Below are 17,117 nucleotides of genomic sequence, written 5' to 3' on the forward strand. Positions count from 1 at the left end.
CTGAATCCGATTGTTAAAACCTTCCAGTATGGCGAACATACTGTCACTCTTGAAACGGGCGCTATCGCTCGTCAGGCTACTGCTGCTGTAATGGTTAGCATGGACGATACTGCTGTTTTTGTATCTGTTGTTGGCAAAAAAGCGGCCGATCCAAGCCGTGACTTCTTCCCTCTAACAGTAAACTACCAAGAAAAAACGTACGCAGCGGGTAAAATCCCTGGTGGTTTCTTCAAACGTGAAGGCCGTCCAAGTGAAGGCGAAACTCTAACGGCACGTTTAATCGATCGTCCAATCCGTCCATTGTTCCCTGAAGGGTTTAAAAACGAAGTACAAATTGTATGTACTGTCGTTTCAGTTAACCCTGAAGTTCACCCTGATCTTGTTGCTATGATCGGTGCATCCGCTGCACTTGCTATTTCTGGTATGCCTTTCGGTGGCCCGATTGGTGTTGCACGCGTGGGTTACAAAGACGGTGAATACCTATTAAACCCAACTAAAACTGAGCTTGAAACAAGTCAACTAGACCTAGTTGTTGCGGGTACTAAAGACGCAGTATTAATGGTTGAATCTGAAGCTGAGCTACTACCTGAAGATGTAATGTTAGGCGCGGTTGTATATGGCCACGACGAGCAACAAAAAGTAATCTCTGCCATCAATGAGTTTGCCGCAGAAGTTGCGACTCCTGCTTGGGAATGGGTTGCGCCTGTTGAAAACACAGCATTAAAAGACAAAGTTAAAGCATTAGCTGAAGCTAAGTTGATCGAAGCTTACCAAATCAGTGAGAAAGCCAAGCGCTATGATGTTATTTCTGACATCACTGCTGATACTGTGGCCCAGCTAGTGGCTGAAGACGAAACAGTGGATGCGAAAGAAGCCGCTGAAATTGTACATGAAGTTGAAAAGACTGTTGTGCGTACGCGCATCATCGAAGGCGCGCCACGTATTGATGGCCGCGAACCAGATACCGTTCGTGCATTAGATGTGAAAACAGGCGTATTGCCACGTACTCACGGTAGCTCGCTATTCACTCGTGGTGAAACCCAAGCGTTAGTTGTTTGTACACTTGGTACAGAGCGTGATGCGCAAAACATCGACTCACTAATGGGTGAGAAGAAAGATTACTTCATGCTGCACTACAACTTCCCTCCATACTGTGTAGGTGAAACAGGTATGATCGGCTCACCTAAGCGTCGTGAAATTGGTCACGGTCGTTTAGCTAAGCGTGGCGTACAAGCGGTAATGCCAACACTGGCTGAATTCCCATACACAGTACGTATCGTATCTGAAATTACTGAATCAAATGGTTCGTCTTCAATGGCGTCTGTTTGTGGTAGTTCACTTGCGCTAATGGATGCGGGTGTACCACTTAAAGCATCTGTTGCGGGTATCGCGATGGGTCTAGTGAAAGAAGGCGATAAATTCGTGGTTCTTTCTGACATTCTAGGTGATGAAGATCACTTAGGTGACATGGACTTTAAAGTAGCGGGTAGTAGTGAAGGTATTACTGCACTGCAAATGGATATCAAGATCGAAGGTATCACTCGCGAAATTATGGAAGTGGCACTAACGCAAGCGCGCGGTGCACGTCTACACATCCTACAAGTGATGGACCAAGCTATTTCCGGTGCGCGCACTGAAATTTCTGAATTCGCGCCGCGTATCCACACTATCAAGATCAATCCAGAGAAAATCCGTGACGTTATCGGTAAAGGTGGCGCAACAATCCGTCAGCTTACTGAAGAAACGGGCACAACTATCGAGATTGATGATAACGGTACCGTTAAAATTGCTGCGACTGATGGTGAGCAAGCAAAAGACGCGATTCGTCGTATTGAAGCTCTAACAGCTGAAATCGAAGTGGGTCGTATCTACGAAGGTAAAGTAGTGCGTCTAGCTGACTTCGGTGCATTCGTAAACATCCTTCCAGGTAAAGATGGCTTAGTGCACATTTCACAAATCTGCCAAGAGCGTGTTCAGAACGTATCTGACCACCTTAAAGAAGGCGATGAAGTGAAAGTTAAAGTACTAGAAGTAGACCGCCAAGGCCGTGTACGTCTAAGTATTAAAGAAGCGCAAGCAGATGCTGCGCCGGCTGCAGAAGCACCTGCTGCTGAGTAGTTAGCACTCGCTATATGAGATACGAAGGGAGTCTGTTGACTCCCTTTTTTTTACTTTAATTTCTTTACTTTACCCCGCGGATAAGCCAGTCTCTGCATACGTAAATGCTTGTATCATTCATTTAACTCACAGCGATACTTATTGAGATACAAGTGCGATTGGAGGAAATTCATGAAGAAAGTTTTACTGGCTCTATTAGCAGCTAGCGCGATGTTAACCGGTTGTGTTAGTAACAATGCGTCTGAGCGAGGCTCCCAGTCACTGGTTTTAGCCATTCCCCTACAAGTGACTTATCAAAGCGAATTAAAATTGATCCGTCTTGGTCAAATGATCAACTCGCCTGATGTTGATTCAGAAAAGTTAGCAGTGCTGTTTTATGAACGCGGCGCAACTTATGATCAGTTGGGCATGACTTCATTGGCGCGTTTCGATTTTAATCAAGCGATAAAAGTGAAGCCAGACTTTGCTGAAGCTTATAATTATCTCGGCGTGTATTTAACGCAAATGCAAGAGTTCGATGAGTCGTTTGAAGCTTTCGACTCTGTGCTTGAGTTGCAACCCGATCATCAGTATGCCTATATGAACCGAGGTATTGCGCTTTCTTATGCTGGTGCGCACGAACTGGCCGTTGATGATTTAACAACTTTTGTTTCGTTTGATCCAGCAGAGCCCTATCGTAATATTTGGCTATATTTGGCAGAGCAACATGTTTCACCCGAAGCCGCAATGGCACGGTTAAAGGCGAATCAAGCTAAATACCAAACGGCAGACTGGGGTTGGCGTATTGCTGATTTTTATACCGGAAAAATAGACGAGGCTACTTATATCGGCTCCCTATCCCAAGGCATTGAAAATAATCAGGCATTGGCAGAGCGTTTATGTGAAGCGTATTTTTACTTAGGTAAATGGTATCAGGCGCAAGGAAAAGACGTGCTAGCGGCGAGCTTTTACAAGTTGTCGTTGTCTAACAATGTGTATGAATTTATCGAGCATAAATATGCGTTATTAGAGCTGGATTTATTAGCCCTAAAACATAATCCGAATCGTTAATGGTGTGCAACTAAACGCGATTTACAAAATCAATATCAGGGAGCGTTAACGCTCCCTTTTTTATATGCCTACTTACGAGTAAGCGTGTTGTGCCAAGCCGGCAATTTGGTGCCAGTAGCCATTACACTCTTTGTTGTCTAATACATAAGCTTGGTAATTGTTAAGCTGCTGCTTAAACTGAGTTGGGACCGATACGCTTGCCATATTTTCAGGGCTAACTCTGACAATATCGGCCAAGGTGGCCAGTTGCGGCACTTCATTTAACAGGTTATATCTCAGCCCCGATTGGGTCTGAATACCATTTAGCACAAAGAGAGCTTGGTTTTCTTGGCTGCGCATTACGCGTCCTTGTGGGTAGTTAATACAGCATAGTTCACAATCATCTTTGGCTTTGTTTTCGCTACGGGCGGTAAAGCAGCGCGCTGAGTAAGCCAGTGGCATATGGCCCCAGGCAAACACTTCTACTTCAAACTGGTCGCGAATGCCTAACAGCTGGCAATCTTGTAATAAAGTGCGTAGCCAGTCACCTGAGAGCTCTACGGGCATTACCCAGCGCGTCATTCCTTTGCTAAGTAAAAATTGGATAACATTAGCGTTATAGCAATTAATTGCTGGCCCACAAACAAAAGGCACACCGTGCTCAGCTAAAATCTGCACTGCGCCGAGGTCATTAGCTTCAACCATAAATTGGTCATTCTGACATAGATCTTTTAGCACTCTAACTTCTGATGGTGCTTCCAATAATGCCATGGTCGATAATATTATTTGTTTGTTGCTGTTGTCTGCCAGTTGCTTGGCTAAGGTTAGCCAATCTTTGCTCTTTAACTCGCGGCGTTTGCTGCACACCGTTTCGCCTAAATAAATAATATCGGCGTCGCTATCTTGTGCTTGTTGATAAAAGTCAGCGACAGTTTGTTTTGGCCAGAAATATAATATTGGCCCGAGAGATACTTTCATGATGTTTGTCCTTACTGCCAAGCTTTATGGTAAGCGCCGAGAGTAGTCGTACTGCCTTCAGATACCTTGTCTAGAGCTTGATCCCAAGCCGGTTTAACTTGGTAGTGCTCAGGGCTTAACTGGTACTGGTCAATAGCTTGTCGCCATACTCGGGTGATTTGTTCAACGTAGGCAGGGCTACGCTGGCGCCCTTCAATCTTCACGGCTGCGATGTTGGCGTTAAATAGTTCGGGTAATAATGACAGTGTATTTAAGCTCGTGGGCTCCTCAAGGGCGTGGTAAAGACTCTCTTCGACATGGAATCGGCCTTTGCATAAAGTGGGGTAACCGGTTTTTTCGTGTTGTTGGTATTTATCGATTAACACATCACTTAAACGCGATTCGAGGCCAGAAGGCGTTTGCTGCCAGCGCACAAACTTAGCTGGCGAACAAGCGCCTACGGTATTGGGTGATTCACCGGTAACATAAGAGGACAGGTAGCAACGTCCTTCCGCCATGATACATAAGCTACCAAAAGCAAAAACCTCAAGCTCAATATCGGTTGCACGAGCAAGTTGTTTTACCTGATGAATTGATAATACGCGCGGTAAAACCACGCGTGAGACATTAAAGTTTTCTTGATAAAAAGTAATCGCAGGGGCATTGGTTGCAGAGGCTTGAACGGAGAGGTGTAAGTCTAATTCTGGGTAGCGTTTACTGGCATAATCAAGGGCTGAAATGTCTGCGACGATCACCGCATCAGCGCCTATTTCAGCGCATTTATCTATCGCTTTAAACCAGCGCTGTTGCTGGCCTGGGTGAGCAAAGGTATTAATCGCCACATGCAGGGATTTGTGATGGGCCTTGATATAGTCGACCCCTTGCTGCAGCTTTTTATCGGTAAAGTTTAAGCCGGCAAAATGGCGGGCATTGGTATCATCTTTAAAGCCGATGTAAACGGCGTCTGCACCGTTATCGACTGCTGTTTTCAGCGCAGGTAAGTTTCCCGCAGGGCAAAGCAGTTCCATAATTAAAGCCTAAGGTGTAATGATGAACGCATTGTAAGTATCGCTGGGTATAGGCTTTTTGATGTAGGGCAGGGTTGCGGATGTTTTTTGTGTTTGTTTGATTTATGCCAGGATCAAGTGTGTGAAACTTATTAATAATAATGGATTTTCTCTGTGGGGATATTTTATGTTGGATCAACTGCAACAGCAGCTTGTTAAACTTGGGCCGCAGTTACTGCGTGTGCCTGCACAAACAATGCCTTTTCCGTTACAGCGTGTGTGCTTGGAAAATGCCCTTAACCGATTGCTGGCGACGAGTATTGAAGATGAAGAGCTGACGTTTTTAGCTGATAAATGGCTAAAAGTAACTGTCACCGATTTAGACTTGAGCTGGTGTATGACGTTAAAGGGGCAAAAAATCCAAGTTGCTGCACCTCAGCAAGTAGCTGATGTTAGTTTTATGGGCGTGCTGAATGATTTGATTTTAATTGCTGGACGCAAAGAAGATGCCGATACCTTGTTTTTTCAACGTCGTTTACAAATTGAAGGTGATACTGAATTAGGCCTTGAGGTGAAGAATTTACTAGATGGTTTTGATATGACCTTACTGCCCAAACCAGCCTTGCATGGGATCGCTAAGTTAGCTGAATTTATTGCTCAAGGCTCTGCCACTAGGTTTATACCCAATCAACCTAGAGATGCCTGATTTCAGCCAAGGTTTATATGCGTTTAGGCAAGGCATTGCTTGCCGGTAATGGTTTCACCCTAAGTGGTTACGCTAATTTAAAAGGAGCCTGCATGAAACTGCCTTGTAAGGGCTAGCGCATGAGTGTACAAAATACAATCAACCAAGCGAACAAAGTGGAATTTTCTTATACGAAACGCCGTGAAATCATCCCTCAAAAGCTGTTGATGGCTTAACTGCCGCATCCTTGCGGCAGATATTCGTCATAAGAAAACATCGCTAAACGCTCAAAAAATATTCATGCGTTTGCCCTGCCAGCTTTGTATTGAAAACACAGCAGGGCTTTGGAGCATGCATTTTTAAGTGAATAGGGCATACAGTTAGCTAATAAAATTAGAAGCTTAAGTTTGAGAAAGTTCCCTCAATTTATCACTAACTGTGTGTTATTTGTCCTAATACACAGTTTAAGACTTTAGGTTGGTATTCCTGTTGCGAAAATCGTAGTCTGGCACTAAGTGGCGCAATGGTGATAGCTAATGATTTCTCGCAGTATTTTTCGCTTATTGGTATTGTTTTTTGTCTTTTGTGTCGTCATGACATTTGTGACTGAGAATATGATGCCTTGGCAGAAACTTGAGTTGATTAGCCAAAATCTTATCTCAACCTATCTGCCTGTTTCCTCTGAGTTAAGCGCCCTCGTGCTTGATGGCTTACTGATATTGAGCTTTGTGTTAGTTACTTTGGCCGTTATTGGTCTTTTACTTTTTTGGGGTTGTTCACGTTGGTTATTCCTCATTGGTTATGGTGTGCTGATCTTAGTTAATTGGCTAACTAAAGAGCCCTTAATTGTCAGTTATCTTGCGAATATATATACCCACCTTACTTCTATCACTGGCGGTTTTATTATCTGCTGTGTATTTTTTACCAACATCCGTTATTACTTTATTGCTGAGCGAAAAATCTGGAGTTAATACCGCGATTTACAAGTAAAAAAACCTTGTTATTTATTAACAAATAGCATAAAAAACCAGTTACTAAATAAGAATAAATGTATTACCAAAGGCTGTTTTTGTTGTTTTATTAGAGTAAATAACTAATCTAAGTTGCTTTGGTGGTGGTTTAAAATGCTCATCTGGGTTTGTGTATTATGAATAAGCTTTTCTCTGACCGTATATCAGACGTTCCTCAATCCTTTATTCGTGAGATTCTAAAAGTAGCGATTGACCCCAATATTATCTCTTTTGCGGGCGGGCTGCCTAATCGCGACCTTTTTCCGGTGGCAGCGTTAAAAAAAGCGACTAATGACGTGTTTGATAGTGCAGGTAAAGATATTCTGCAATACAGTAATACCGAAGGCTATTTACCACTGCGCGAATACATTGCTGCACGTTATAAAAAACATGAAGGCTTAGACATCGATCCCGCGGATATCTTGATCACAAGTGGCTCTCAACAAGGGTTAGATTTACTTGGCAAAACCTTATTGAACGAAGGTGATGACGTTATTATCGAAGAGCCCGGTTATCTTGGTGCGATCCAAGCTTTTTCAGTCTATAAATCTAAATTTAATCCCGTACCTGTCAGCAGTGATGGTTTAGATGTGGTAGCACTTGAAGAGGTGTTAACTAAGGTAAAAGCAAAACTGTTTTACGCTGTACCAAACTTTCAAAATCCATCGGGCGTGTCTTACCCTGAGCAAAATCGTCACGCCGTTGCGGCGGCATTAGCAAAAAGTTCAACCTTAATCATCGAAGATAATCCATATGGTGATTTGCGCTTCTCGGGTAAGCAGGCTACGTCATTTAAAGCACTGATACCTGAGCAAACGGTATTATTAGGATCGTTTTCTAAGACGGTGGTACCGGCATTTCGTTTAGGTTGGATTGTTGCCCCTAAAGCTTTAATGGAAAAGTTAGTGATAGCTAAACAGGCCTCTGATTTACACACTAATTATTTTTCGCAGCGTGTATTATTTGAATTCTTATCACAGAACGATCTTGATGCTCATGTTGCCAATATTATCAAGGTATACGGTGAGCAAAAAAATGCGATGGAGCGGGCGATTAAGAAGTACTTTCCGGCAGAAGTCAGATGCACCGAACCAGAAGGAGGGATGTTCTTGTGGGCAACGTTACCAGAAGGTATGGATGCCAGAGCCTTATTTGATGTCGCGATTGTAGAAAAAGTGGCATTTGTTCCCGGCGCACCTTTTTATGTCAGTAAAACTGAGACCAATACCCTTCGACTTAACTTCTCAAGTGTTGATCCAGCGACGATAGAGGAAGGCATTAAGCGTTTAGGAAGGGTAATTAAATCTCAGCTGTAAACTTGCCTTTTGGGTGCGCTTTAAAATCAAGATCGTTGTGATGCTAATTTAAAAGGCAGGGCGAGCGCAAGAGTGTACGAAATATAAGCAATCTCACGAACAAAGTGGAATTTTTCTTATACGAAACGCCGTGAAATCATCCCTCAAAAGCTGTTGATGGCTTAGCTGCCGCATCCTTGCGGCAGATATTCGATTAAGAAAATACCACTTATCGTTCAAAAAATTCATGTGTTTGCACTGATTTAATAGGTGCCTGCACTAGCGTGCCGAGTATTGAAACATGGCGGGGCTAAAGCATGCACCTTCAAGTCGATTGGGTATCCTGCCACTCTCATTAAGTGGCTTTTATCTCGCCATTTAGTCGGTTAAAAGCTGCTAGATAGCTGTTGTTACCCTTTGACTATATTGCTTCATGCTTTCTTGTAACATTTCTGTAATAAAATATTGTGTAGTTATTTTTCTTTCTCACAGCGGTTCCTTTTGAATAATAAAATTGCATTGGTGTTTTTATCTTTATTTGATTTATTTCAATCGAATTGAGTGCATTTCAAGGGGAGCTATACTAAATTAATCCCGCTGACCTCGATGTCAGTGAGGGTAAGAGCTAAGCCCACAATAATAATCTTAATTAGTTCATGTTGTTTTGTTAGATATTGGGCCGCACATTCAATGAGTTAAGGACTGTTCGGTGAATATTGTAATTATTAGTGGTAGTCAACGTAAAAATTCATCCGCCTTTGGCGTCGCTCAAGCGGTTGCCACTAGGGCTAAACTCTCGGACGATGTAGTAGATTGTCAGGTTTTGAGTTTGGCCAAATTAAGCATCCCCTTGTGGGATGAAGACTTATGTAAAGAATTAGATCATTGGATGGATGATTGGTTTGACACCCACCAGCTTTTAGCTGCTGCTGACGCAGTGGTTATTGTTAGCCCAGAGTGGGAGGAGGTGACGTTAAAGAATTTTTTTGCGTTATGTGAGCGCTCTGAATTAAGCACCTTACCGGGTGTTGTCGTTAGAATTGCCAGTACTTGTCGTGGTGCCTTTTCTGCGCAAGAGCTAAGGCTAAGTAATTTTGTATTTAACCGCCTATGCTACGTGCTTGACCACATCGTTGTCGCCACCACAGATGAAGTTGTTAAGTGTAAACATCAAGATTACTTCCTTGATGGCTTGAGCGCCGAGCGAGTTGATTACGGTTTTAAATTGATGAGCTGCTTGGTAGAAGGAAATAGCCCTATTTCTCACTTTATGCGTCCGAGCGACATGCTACAAATACCAATGAAAACGGTAGCGATGTCTCATTAAGTAAATGCCCAGATAAGAACATTTACCTTTTGCAGCCAACACCAGCCATAGTGTTGGCTTTTTAATAGCTAATAAACCTCAGTTTTACTTAAGCCAATTACGAGCGGGCACCTATTTTACTGCAAAATTTCGTTTTCAGGGATGAAAACGCCAAGCGTATAGGGACATATACCCAAACAATATCAAGAAGCAAAGTGCAGCTTTATTTTTTAGGTCTTGTTTGGGTCTATTTATCGTGTTTTGCATGAAAAATATACTGTATTGTTTATCTAGAACTCGGGTTAATTAACGCTATCTTTCGTTGTTTTCTTTGTTTGCTCATTAGTTGCCGCAGGGAGCTCATCCTCAGAAATTTCGCCACATAAATATACTCGACTTGAACTGAATGGAGTGAGTGGTATTTGCCCTTCGGCTTGTGGCTCTGGCTCGGGTATTTTTTGATGATGCAACCACTTTTGTTCAATTCTATTGACGAGTCGATAAGCCACAATAACGGCAATAATACCAAAAATCATGGTGCCTAATGCTTGTCCGTACAATACCCCACTAGGGCCAAACCAAGCGGCACCAAAATAAACAAAGGGAAAGGTTCCCAGTGTTGATTTACCGACGTTTAGCATGGTTGAATAGCTGGCAAAGCCTAAGTTATTGAATGAAGCATTGGCGACAAATTGTCCGCCGGAGAAAATGAAGCTGACGGCAATCACTTGGCAAAACAAGCGTACAATACTGGCGCCTTCAGGACCCACGCCAAAGGTTTGAATGATTAACTCTTGGCTGAAAGACAGAAACATGGCCGCCACTAATATGTATAAGGTGACAAACTTGAGTGATTCATTCAATGTTGCGCGCACGCGAGGATAATAGTGAGCGCCGAAGTTCTGCCCAATAATCGGGCCGATAGCGCCAGATAATGCGAAGATCATGCCAAATGCGACCGGTAGAATTCGCCCTACAACCGCCCATCCCGCCACGTAGCCATCGCCAAACTGTGCTATCACCGCTGTCACATAAGCATTACCAAACGGCGTGGCAACATTGGTTAATATGCCTGGGCCAGCAATGGCGACAATGGGTTTTATATCTTGTTTAAAGTGCGGCCAATGGAAGCGGCCAATTAACTGGTGCTTGTAGTTTGCGCCATAAAACCCCACCGCTAATACAGCAAAGCGTGCTAAAACAGATGCAATAGCCGCCCCTTGAATCCCCATTCCTAAAGCAAAAATAAAAATAGGATCTAACACAGCATTAACCGCGCCACCAGTCAGGGTTGAATACATGGCTTGCTTTGCGTCTCCGACCGCACGAAGCGCCGCGCCCATATTCATCGCAAGGCATAGAAATGGCAGGGAAGGCACTAAAATACGCAAATAATCGGTGGCGTAAGCCAAGGTTTGTCCTTTGGCGCCAATCATAGTGAGCATTTCAGGTACAAACCACCAAAGCAGCCCGCTCACCAAGCTAGTGACAATAAAGCCCAGAGCGGCCACATGAATAGCAAAGCGCTTTGCCTTGGCTCGATCTTTTTGACCGATGGCTCTGGAAACAAGGGCCGTCATTGAGATGGATATACCAATCGCGATAGAGGTGGTAAAAAATGATAGTGTACCGGCATAGCCAACGGCTGCTGCTAGCTCTACTTCACCGAGTAAACTGATAAAAAACAGATCAATTAAGTCAACTAAAAACAGCGCGGTTAAACCGATGGCATTAGTCGAAGACATTACCACAATATGTTTAAAGATAGAGCCTGTTAAGAATTTTGCTTGTGGCATGTTACGCCATCATTAGTGATTACGAATTGAAACAATAGTGTAAAAGGGGAGGGAAAGAATGTCACCGCCTAAATAGGCGATGACATTCTTTACAGCTAAACGAGCGCTAAGGGTGTAAGCGTAAAAACTTATCCAATAGCTCGCTTTTAGTCTCAACATGAGCCGGATCGGGAATAATACAATCAATCGGACAAACCGCCACACAAGTAGGCTTATCATAAAAGCCCTCACACTCGGTGCACAGGTTTGGATCTATTTCATATATTTCAGCGCCAAAGGTAATTGCAGTATTGGGGCACTCTGGGTCGCACATATCACAATTAATACACTGGTCAGTAATGAGTAACGCCATATCAGTTACTTATCCTATTTTTCATTTAAATTCATGCGCTTGTGCGTGTCTATTGTTCCGCACTAATACGCACTTAATGTATATATATACAGTGTTGAAAACAATGATACACTCTAGCTAGTAACACAAAACAGCAACACAGAGCTTTTTTAGAGTCGAAAAAAGCTTCATGTGTGAGCCTGCTTGTTAAGTTTATGACTGCTAAGGGTATTCTATGAATAACACTGCAACACAAAATGCAAATATTGCTCTAAATGGTGATTATATCACCGCTTTGGCTGGTTGGGATGCTTGCAAACCACCTTACACAAGCTCGCACATGCGAATCTGTGTTACTGCAGCAAAAATCATTCTTGAACATACAAAAAAGCCTAGGCGATCAAAGTACGAACGGAGTCATTTTCTGCGCATCGATTTCAGTAAAGCTGGCAAAGTAACATTTTACGCTGAATTTCCCAAAATTATGGAACTAAAAGGTAAAAAATTAGGTGAGTGGCCAGAGCTAACGTTACACATTGCGCGCGAGAAAGCCCTCTCTATGAAGGCTGGCGGTCTACGGGCGGAGTCTGTTAACGCCGTTATTGAATGCTATGAGCAAGATTTAGCGGCCAAAGTTGGGCGCCATAAGCTCAGCGAGGCCAGTTATAAAACTTACCTGTGTCGAACCAAACAGGTGCGTCTAGCATTTGGCGATAGAGTTGTTTTTAGTGATGTGAGCTATCAGCAGATTATCGCGGTGCTTGACACTTGGGTAAGTACAAAATCAAACAACCATGCATTAGAGTTATTTGCTGAGTTGCGCCGGATCTGGAAGTTTGCCGCGCCCCAATATTGCGACGGTAGAAACATTGCGGCCAGCGTGCCGGATGATTACATTTCGTCACGGGTACAGCGGCCAACGCCCACACGTCTCTATACCGACCTAGAATCTATCGCGCAGCTATGGATAAACGTGGCGGCATGCACATCGATACAGCAAAAAAATGCGGTTCGATTTATGATTTTGACGGGCGTTCGCCCAATCAACATAAACAATTTGCGCTGGGAATATGTAAACGAAGAGATATTAGAAATTATTTATCCAGCAGGGATCACGGGAATGCGCGGTGCAATGAAAACCCAAAAAGAATTCAGGGTACCAATCACGCCCGCTATTAAAACCCTATTGCAAGAGCAAGCCGAATGGCGGGATGCGGCCAAGGGTTGTAACCGTGATTTTGTGTTTTTGCAGCCGCGCAACCCTAACGAAGCATTTTCTAAGCGCTCACTGGATAAGTTGGTAAAAGACTACAGTCCAGAAGGGGCGATAAAAGGTGCGCGGCATGATGGAACCGTTAAGGGTCGAACTGGCGCGTTTAACACCATGTGCCGCAAATTTTTCAAAAGTAATGTGATAGTGCAAATGCGGGCGCAGGGATTTTCGCGTTCTGACACTCGTGAAATTAGCCAGATATGCTTGCATCACTCTGACCGGAGCATAGACCCAATGGCTGAGCATTATGATTTTTCTGATGAAATATTACAGGAAGAAATGGCCTTAAAGCGCCAAGCCTTTGGGGCTCATGAGTCAAGTATTATGGCTCAAGTGGCGCTGCAACGTAGAAAAATTTAGTAGGTGCTGCGGCATTTGTCGATGAATGCCTGCACATTGCGGCGTTCATATCGAACCAGTTTATGAGTAAACCGGATTGGCGCTAGCGTTTTGCGATGGCGGTGCACGTTGTTCCATTCTCGCAATGTTTTACACGTAATGCCGCCCAGCAACTCACAAACTTGTTCAGGTGTTAATAGGGTATCACCCTGTTGTTCTGGTTGATTCATCAGATTATTCCCTCTTTCTTTTTGTGTCCGGTCACAGCTGCAACCCCTTCGCGTCATTCGTGTGCCAGCACACTTGAGCGCCTTTAAATAAGCCTTGGCAACCTTCGGGCAGCTGGTCACCGCAGTGGTTGCATTTACCCAGCTCGGTTAGTTGCTCTTGCAACTTTTGCCAGTCACGGTGAATAAGTAATGTCAGGTATTCATCCGCAGAGTAGGGGCCGCGCACGCCGCCCCGTATTTTGCACAACTCATTTAGCCGGCTTACTTCATTTTTTCCCAGACTAACCTCGACTCTTGATATGCCTGCGGCTTTTGCTACTTCACGGCTTTTTTGTTTTCGTTCGGCAGCGGTCATTGATGCGCTATGCATACCTAGCCTGCCTTCTTGCTAAAATTTCTTTGCCTAACTTGATTAAGTCGCGGGTTTTTGGGTAGAGGATGGTTTGCTTTGTGTCGTGGGCTGGGTCAAAAATAACTACCATGCTGTCGCCGCGCGCTGATGTCGGTCTTGGCTTAGACGGATCTTGGCGGTACCAATCAGGCACTTCAAATGTTACTCGTCCTTCCAAAAACCAAATACTGGTCGCGGTATGGCGTGGGAACCAACCTGCACCCGTTGCGCTGGGCACCAACCAGACAGACTTAAATCCCGCCAACATTTCTTCATAGGCTTTTTCCATGCATTCTTTCAAGCCCTTAAAATATTCGCCGTGTTGGTTTTTTTCACTACGGCTATAGGGCGGGTTGGCAAAACCACTGGCGGGTAAGCGATCGTCACTGGCCATGGCACACCAATCAACTGCCAATGCGTTTTGGTCGTTGGTTATGAAGTTTCTAAACCGCGCATTAATGGTGCCATCGGTAAATAAGTCATAAGAAAAATCCCCTGTCATAGCTTCGATGCCCAGCGCAAGGGCGTGAGGTGTGCGCCACTCATCGCCAATGTCTGCGGGTTCGTGTAATGTTTTTAATTTAATGCTCGCTAAACTCATGCTCATCCCCTAGTTGAAAACACGTAACAATCACTTGGCCGCAGGCGACAAAAGCGAAGTTGTCCGGTGTGACCAGCATATGCCGGCCTGATTTTGTTTTTTTGCCTAACTTGCGCATGCGGTTCTTTGTGACCGGACGCGCATGTCTAATATCCGCCTTAATATGAAAAGCCGGTTTGCAGCGGCGTTCTGAGTAACGCCGCACTGCGTGATTTGAAATGTAATAAGGCTTAGCCAAGAAACACCTCCCTAAAATCATGATCGTTAATCGTGTCCGTGATTAACTGCTGCAACATCAGCATTAGCGGGTTCTCTTGGTATGTTTTTGGATTATCAAACCGCTCTTGCTGCAGCGCATCGTCAACCTGGCGAATGACCGAGCTCAATTCAGGGCTTGGTATCGAGTCTAAAAACGTATCAACGGGCACTGCACCTGATAGCAACTCATTCAGAATGCGCGTGTGCCACGTTTCGTGACTGGATGGCGGAGCTTCAAAGCCAAAATCGTCAACCGCCGTATGCTGTTTATTCGGGAATTCAGTAGTGGTGATCAACTGGTTATCCCGAATACGGATATACAAGCCGTCAACGGTAATGATGGATCCGGCTTCTAACCGCTGACGGTCAACGGAGCAAAGACCAAGCATTGCCATTTCGTGGTCTATTTGGCTAATTTCTGACCCAATCGGTACCTGCGTACACTTATTGTCAGGGCTCCAAGGAGCGCGGCTGCCGCCGCTCAAGAGCTGCTCGCTGTGCTCACTAAGACCAAAGCGCGACAACTCCCACCCTTGATGACGTGTGACTATCTCGCTATGCCCCAGCATCAACCCCGATACCACCCCGTTAACACTCAAGGTAATTTCACCTGTACTCAGGCCAGAAAGCTTTTTAACGTCTTCGCCATATTTGCTGGAAGCTTCTTCAACCAAGTGCTGCAACTTAATAAGATGGTCTTTGCGTTGAATATCAATGCCACCCATCGCCAATATAAAATCATGCCAACGGCCATGATCGGCAGCAATACGGGCACCTTCTAAAATAGGGTTTCGGGTTACTTCGCGCAGGCGGCGCAGTTCACGCCACACGCTGACCGACGGCCCGCCAATTTGCTGAAACTGACGAATGCCCCATAAGCTTGACCATGCCGCCACCGCTGCAGCAGAGTTAATCGCGCATTCGCCAGACTCGTCATCTATCTCAATTTTGTGGCCGTCAATATTCTTAGCTATGTACTTAGCGATGTAGCCAGTGGCGCTGCCCTTGGTAGGGTCAATCACTTGCCAGTCAAAGCGAGGTTTGTATGATTTGGCCAATTCAGCTTTGTCATGCTGGCAAGCGTAGCGGCGTAATACCCAACGCAACAAAAAGCGCTGCTTAGGATGTACAAACAGCAACAAATGCCAGTGCGGGGTGGCGTCGTGGTGTGGCTCTACCACCCGAAAACCAAATAGCTTTACATTCAACCGGGCCAACTTAGCGCGGGCTTTGGCCCATTGTCCGCAAAGGTAAGTTTGAGTTTCTCTTGGCGTGGCGCCTTGATAGCGCGGATTTTGCATTGACTTATTTTGGCGGTTCACCGTCCAGCTGTGAAAGCGGCTCGGCGCGGTCCATGTATAAAACTCACCCACCCAGTCTTGGTCTTTTGCGATGTTTTCAAAGCCGCGCATGCGCACCATCAACTCAGTGCGGCGTACTTCGGGGTTTGATACGCTGGCGGCCACTGCCTCGGCGAGGGGGATTTCCAGTGCTAACTCAGTATTAATCGCAAACATCTCTTTAAGCCATGCCGCGTTGGCTGCTTTGCGGGCGCGGTAGTCCTTTAATGCACTTTGCGACACATACGCACTCACGCCGCGGCGAACCCGTCCCACCAAAATAGCCACATGCTCAGCATAACGACGCCATGCTCGGGTAATTTGGCGCTGCCACCAGTCGGCACACTGCAAACGGGCAAGGGCGGCCACCGTCATAGTGAGCTGCTGATCGGTTAACTCATCGCCATCAGATTTGTTAAAATTAGGCAATACTGGGCTAATACCCCATTGGTGGGCTGGGTGCATCGCCAGTATCAGTAGCTGTTCAGCAGAGGTGTACTGGGTTAAATGTTGGGTTTGATCTAATACAATTTGCTGGCAACGGTTCGCCCACTCGCGGGCCACGTTGGCGCGGCCCAATTCATTGGCTATCGCTCGCATCGGTAGCGGAAAGCGCACCGCGTGTCGGCGGATCTGTTCCACCGACTTGCGCAGCCAAATATTAGCACTGCGCGTATGGCCACCTTTTTTCAGTCGGCGCTGATAATGGGTAAACAGCGCACTGGCGGCGTGGTCTTCAATTTCGCTCAGCAATTTGCCTGCCCAGCTTAGGCTCTCGCGTTGGTGATACTCAACAAACAAGCTTTCATCAACGTCAGTGCCTGCCACTTGTCGGGCGGCAGCTTGCTCTGGCGCAGTAAACATCTCGTCTACATAGTGCGCCAGTTCAACGTGCTCAGTTACGTTCATTGGTTATCGCCTTCAGCAACAGGATCAATAACGCAATGCAAGTGCAGTTGGTTGATTCGGTCAGAAATGGCTCGATAATCATCGGCGTAATCGCAGCGGTCGGCCATTTCAGCTAACACTTCCAGTATGCATTCCGTTTGAAATTCAACACTGGCCGCCATACCGTTAACGGCGTAGCGGTTAAATTGCGCAATATGGTAGTTTGTCATCTGGCGTAAAACAGTAATGTGTTGCATAATTGT

At 45.2% G+C, this 17,117-nt stretch carries 17 protein-coding genes; 7 read left to right on the top strand and 10 right to left on the bottom strand.

Annotation, left to right across the window (positions count from 1 at the left end; genetic code table 11):
• Positions 1 to 2,118: a polyribonucleotide nucleotidyltransferase gene (gene pnp, locus Q4519_RS06855; protein WP_232803557.1), complete on the top strand. Its 2,118-nt coding sequence runs from the start codon at positions 1 to 3 to the stop codon at positions 2,116 to 2,118.
• Positions 2,119 to 2,289: 171 nt separating this feature from the next.
• Positions 2,290 to 3,168, top strand: coding sequence for a lipoprotein NlpI (nlpI, locus tag Q4519_RS06860; RefSeq protein WP_303511027.1), 879 nt, complete (start codon positions 2,290 to 2,292; stop codon positions 3,166 to 3,168).
• 72 nt (positions 3,169 to 3,240) lie between these two features.
• Here the strand turns inward: nlpI and Q4519_RS06865 are convergent, their stop codons facing one another.
• Together Q4519_RS06865 and Q4519_RS06870 are read right to left on the bottom strand one after the other, a co-directional pair.
• On the bottom strand, positions 3,241 to 4,125 hold the full coding sequence (locus Q4519_RS06865) for a U32 family peptidase (protein WP_303511030.1): 885 nt from the start codon (positions 4,123 to 4,125) through the stop codon (positions 3,241 to 3,243).
• 11 nt (positions 4,126 to 4,136) lie between these two features.
• On the bottom strand, positions 4,137 to 5,132 hold the full coding sequence (locus tag Q4519_RS06870; RefSeq protein ID WP_303511033.1) for a peptidase U32 family protein: 996 nt from the start codon (positions 5,130 to 5,132) through the stop codon (positions 4,137 to 4,139).
• 121 nt (positions 5,133 to 5,253) lie between these two features.
• Between Q4519_RS06870 and Q4519_RS06875 the strand changes: the two genes are divergently transcribed.
• The 4 genes from Q4519_RS06875 (at position 5,254) to Q4519_RS06890 (ending at position 9,428) form a co-directional block, all read left to right on the top strand.
• Positions 5,254 to 5,817 carry an SCP2 domain-containing protein gene (locus Q4519_RS06875; RefSeq protein ID WP_303511036.1) on the top strand — a complete coding sequence of 188 codons (564 nt, stop codon included), beginning with the start codon at positions 5,254 to 5,256 and terminating at the stop codon, positions 5,815 to 5,817.
• Positions 5,818 to 6,332: 515 nt separating this feature from the next.
• Complete coding sequence (locus Q4519_RS06880) at positions 6,333 to 6,767, top strand: hypothetical protein (protein ID WP_232803548.1); 435 nt, start codon at positions 6,333 to 6,335, stop codon at positions 6,765 to 6,767.
• 176 nt (positions 6,768 to 6,943) lie between these two features.
• Entirely contained in the window at positions 6,944 to 8,122 is a 1,179-nt protein-coding gene (locus tag Q4519_RS06885) for a PLP-dependent aminotransferase family protein (protein WP_303511041.1), read from the top strand.
• A gap of 688 nt (positions 8,123 to 8,810) precedes the next feature.
• The gene (locus tag Q4519_RS06890; protein WP_232803550.1) at positions 8,811 to 9,428 is read left to right on the top strand and encodes an NADPH-dependent FMN reductase; all 618 of its coding nucleotides are present in this window, start codon (positions 8,811 to 8,813) and stop codon (positions 9,426 to 9,428) included.
• A 281-nt stretch (positions 9,429 to 9,709) separates the two neighbouring features.
• Here the strand turns inward: Q4519_RS06890 and Q4519_RS06895 are convergent, their stop codons facing one another.
• Together Q4519_RS06895 and Q4519_RS06900 are read right to left on the bottom strand one after the other, a co-directional pair.
• On the bottom strand, positions 9,710 to 11,203 hold the full coding sequence (locus Q4519_RS06895) for an MATE family efflux transporter (protein WP_303511046.1): 1,494 nt from the start codon (positions 11,201 to 11,203) through the stop codon (positions 9,710 to 9,712).
• Positions 11,204 to 11,309: 106 nt separating this feature from the next.
• Positions 11,310 to 11,555 (bottom strand): YfhL family 4Fe-4S dicluster ferredoxin, encoded by a 246-nt coding sequence (locus tag Q4519_RS06900; protein WP_232803552.1) that lies wholly within the window; start codon positions 11,553 to 11,555, stop codon positions 11,310 to 11,312.
• A gap of 214 nt (positions 11,556 to 11,769) precedes the next feature.
• Between Q4519_RS06900 and Q4519_RS06905 the strand changes: the two genes are divergently transcribed.
• Entirely contained in the window at positions 11,770 to 13,167 is a 1,398-nt protein-coding gene (locus tag Q4519_RS06905; RefSeq protein ID WP_303511049.1) for a tyrosine-type recombinase/integrase, read from the top strand.
• Here the strand turns inward: Q4519_RS06905 and Q4519_RS06910 are convergent.
• The 6 genes from Q4519_RS06910 to Q4519_RS06935 are packed head-to-tail and all read right to left on the bottom strand — an operon-like array spanning position 13,164 to position 17,111.
• A complete protein-coding gene (locus Q4519_RS06910) occupies positions 13,164 to 13,376 on the bottom strand; it encodes an AlpA family transcriptional regulator (protein ID WP_303511052.1) in 213 nt (70 codons plus the stop codon). The two genes, Q4519_RS06905 and Q4519_RS06910, sit on opposite strands and share 4 nt — an antisense overlap.
• A 31-nt stretch (positions 13,377 to 13,407) precedes the next feature.
• Positions 13,408 to 13,746 (bottom strand): hypothetical protein, encoded by a 339-nt coding sequence (locus tag Q4519_RS06915; RefSeq protein WP_303511055.1) that lies wholly within the window; start codon positions 13,744 to 13,746, stop codon positions 13,408 to 13,410.
• Entirely contained in the window at positions 13,739 to 14,368 is a 630-nt protein-coding gene (locus Q4519_RS06920; RefSeq protein WP_303511058.1) for a DNA N-6-adenine-methyltransferase, read from the bottom strand. The genes Q4519_RS06915 and Q4519_RS06920 overlap by 8 nt, the downstream gene beginning before the upstream one ends.
• Positions 14,349 to 14,606 carry a hypothetical protein gene (locus Q4519_RS06925; RefSeq protein WP_303511061.1) on the bottom strand — a complete coding sequence of 86 codons (258 nt, stop codon included), beginning with the start codon at positions 14,604 to 14,606 and terminating at the stop codon, positions 14,349 to 14,351. The genes Q4519_RS06920 and Q4519_RS06925 overlap by 20 nt, the downstream gene beginning before the upstream one ends.
• On the bottom strand, positions 14,599 to 16,875 hold the full coding sequence (locus Q4519_RS06930; RefSeq protein WP_303511064.1) for a replication endonuclease: 2,277 nt from the start codon (positions 16,873 to 16,875) through the stop codon (positions 14,599 to 14,601). Before Q4519_RS06930 ends, Q4519_RS06925 begins: the two co-directional genes overlap by 8 nt.
• The gene (locus Q4519_RS06935; RefSeq protein ID WP_303511067.1) at positions 16,872 to 17,111 is read right to left on the bottom strand and encodes a hypothetical protein; all 240 of its coding nucleotides are present in this window, start codon (positions 17,109 to 17,111) and stop codon (positions 16,872 to 16,874) included. Before Q4519_RS06935 ends, Q4519_RS06930 begins: the two co-directional genes overlap by 4 nt.
• Positions 17,112 to 17,117: the final 6 nt, after the last annotated feature.

The sequence above is a fragment of the Motilimonas sp. 1_MG-2023 genome, assembly GCF_030547455.1.
GTDB lineage: Bacteria > Pseudomonadota > Gammaproteobacteria > Enterobacterales > CBDFNC01 > Motilimonas.

Coding starts and splice junctions, on each gene's coding strand:
- Q4519_RS06885 (WP_303511041.1), top strand. CDS start 6,944: ATGAATAAGCTTTTCTCTGACCGTATATCAGACGTTCCTCAATCCTTT.
- Q4519_RS06865 (WP_303511030.1), bottom strand. CDS start 4,125: ATGAAAGTATCTCTCGGGCCAATATTATATTTCTGGCCAAAACAAACT.
- Q4519_RS06930 (WP_303511064.1), bottom strand. CDS start 16,875: ATGAACGTAACTGAGCACGTTGAACTGGCGCACTATGTAGACGAGATG.
- Q4519_RS06935 (WP_303511067.1), bottom strand. CDS start 17,111: ATGCAACACATTACTGTTTTACGCCAGATGACAAACTACCATATTGCG.
- Q4519_RS06915 (WP_303511055.1), bottom strand. CDS start 13,746: ATGCATAGCGCATCAATGACCGCTGCCGAACGAAAACAAAAAAGCCGT.
- Q4519_RS06895 (WP_303511046.1), bottom strand. CDS start 11,203: ATGCCACAAGCAAAATTCTTAACAGGCTCTATCTTTAAACATATTGTG.
- Q4519_RS06900 (WP_232803552.1), bottom strand. CDS start 11,555: ATGGCGTTACTCATTACTGACCAGTGTATTAATTGTGATATGTGCGAC.
- Q4519_RS06880 (WP_232803548.1), top strand. CDS start 6,333: ATGATTTCTCGCAGTATTTTTCGCTTATTGGTATTGTTTTTTGTCTTT.
- Q4519_RS06870 (WP_303511033.1), bottom strand. CDS start 5,132: ATGGAACTGCTTTGCCCTGCGGGAAACTTACCTGCGCTGAAAACAGCA.
- Q4519_RS06905 (WP_303511049.1), top strand. CDS start 11,770: ATGAATAACACTGCAACACAAAATGCAAATATTGCTCTAAATGGTGAT.
- Q4519_RS06910 (WP_303511052.1), bottom strand. CDS start 13,376: ATGAATCAACCAGAACAACAGGGTGATACCCTATTAACACCTGAACAA.
- nlpI (WP_303511027.1), top strand. CDS start 2,290: ATGAAGAAAGTTTTACTGGCTCTATTAGCAGCTAGCGCGATGTTAACC.
- Q4519_RS06920 (WP_303511058.1), bottom strand. CDS start 14,368: ATGAGTTTAGCGAGCATTAAATTAAAAACATTACACGAACCCGCAGAC.